Source organism: Spirillospora sp. NPDC049652 (genome assembly GCF_040675125.1).
Taxonomy (GTDB): domain Bacteria; phylum Actinomycetota; class Actinomycetes; order Streptosporangiales; family Streptosporangiaceae; genus Spirillospora.
The window spans coordinates 1-1,863 of record NZ_JBFAOF010001208.1; the positions used below are offsets into that span (position 1 = coordinate 1).

At 77.4% G+C, this 1,863-nt stretch carries 1 protein-coding gene; it reads left to right on the top strand.

What is annotated here, in order from left to right; translation table 11 throughout:
- Positions 1-152 precede the first annotated feature (152 nt).
- A partial coding sequence (locus tag AB0J52_RS38615) for an AMP-binding protein (protein ID WP_500188008.1) occupies positions 153-1,863 on the top strand: 1,711 nt, incomplete at its 3' end.

Here is a 1,863-nt window from a genome sequence, read left to right on the forward strand (position 1 = left end):
CGGCCCCGGCGCCGTGCCGGGGAGCCGCGGCGCGGCGGGCCGCGCCGGGACCGGGCGGGCTGGCGACGACGCCGGCGGCGACGATCGGCCGGATCATCGCGGCGACCGCGTCCCGGCCGTCCGGGCCGCCGCAGACGCAGAGCCGGACGATCATGCTCAGCTCCGGCACCGCCGGGCGGCCCCGGGGAGCCCGCCGCCCGCCCCGGCCGGGCCTGTGGCCGCTGGCGTCGATGGCGTCCCGGATCCCGCTCCGGTCCCGGCAGACCATGATCGTCGAGGCCCCGCTGTTCCATGTGTGGGGGTACGCGGCGCTGCAGATGGCGTGGGCCCTGCACGCCCCGGTCGTGCTGCACCGCCGGTTCGACCCCGAGCGGACGCTCGCCGCGGTCGCCGCGCACCGCGACACCGTGCTGTTCGGTGTCCCGGTGATGCTCCAGCGCATCCTGGACCTGCCCGCCGGGACCCGCGCCCGGTACGACGCGTCCACGCTGCGGATCGTGGCCGTCAGCGGCTCCGCGCTGCCGGGCGACCTCGCCGTCCGGTTCATGGACGCGTTCGGCGACCGGCTCTACAACGTGTACGGCTCGACCGAGACGTCCTGGGTGTCCATCGCGACCCCGCGCGAGCTGCGGCTCGACCCCCGGACGGCCGGGCGGCCCCCGGCCGGGACGTCGCTGTCGATCCTCGCGCCCGGCGGCGGTCCCGTCCCGCGCGGCGAGATCGGCCACATCCACGCCGCCAACGAGCTGCTCTTCGAGGGCTACACGGGCGGTGAGCCGCTGCCCGTCCGGGACGGCCTGCTCGCGACCGGCGACCTCGGCCGCGTCGACCACCGCGGTCTGCTGTTCGTCGCCGGACGCGCCGACGGCGTGATCGTCTCGGGCGGCGAGAACGTCGTCCCGCGCGACGTCGAGGACGCCCTGCTGCGCCTGCCGGAGGTCCACGAGGTCGCCGTCGTCGGCGTCCTGGTGCTCGGCGGCCTCGGCGCGCTCGCGGCGCTGGTCGTCACCGCCAGCCTGCGCCCGCTGCGGACGATGGAGGCGACCGCCGAGGCCATCGCGCGCGGCGACCTGTCCCGGCGCGTCCCGGACGCCGACCCGGCCACCGAGGTCGGCCGGCTCGGCGCGTCCTTCAACTCGATGCTGAGCCAGATCGAGGCGGCGTTCGGCGCGCAGGCCCGGTCGGAGGCCGCCGCCCGGCGCTCGGAGGAGGCGGCCCGCCGGTCGGAGGAGAACGCGCTGCGCTCGGAGGAGCGGATGCGCCGGTTCGTCGCGGACGCCTCGCACGAGCTGCGCACCCCGCTGACCGCCATCCGCGGGTTCGCCGAGTTCTACCGGCAGGGCGCGGCGCGCACCCCGGCCGAACTGGACCGGCTCATCGGACGCATCGAGGAGACCGCGGCCCGGATGGGCCTGCTCGTGGAGGACCTGCTGCTGCTGGCCCGGCTGGACCGGCAGCGCCCGGTGGAGCGGCGTCCGGTGGACCTGCTCGCGGTCGCCGCCGAGGCCGTCCAGGAGGCGCGGGTCCTCGCCCCGGACCGCTCGGTCGACCTGGACGTCGAGGGCGGCCTGGCCTACCAGATCCTCGGCGACGAGCCGCGGCTGCGGCAGGTCTTCGGCAACCTGCTGACGAACGCGATCGTGCACACGCCCGGCGGGACGCCGATCGAGGTGCGGCTGCGCCCCGGCACGCTGGACGGCGCGACGGCGGCGGTCTGCGAGGTCGCCGACGAGGGCCCGGGGCTCTCGCCCGAGCAGGCCGAGCGCGTCTTCGAACGCTTCTACCGCGCCGACAAGGCGCGCAGCCGGGAGGACGGCGGCACCGGCCTCGGCCTCGCCATCGTCGCGGCGCTGGTCGCCGCGC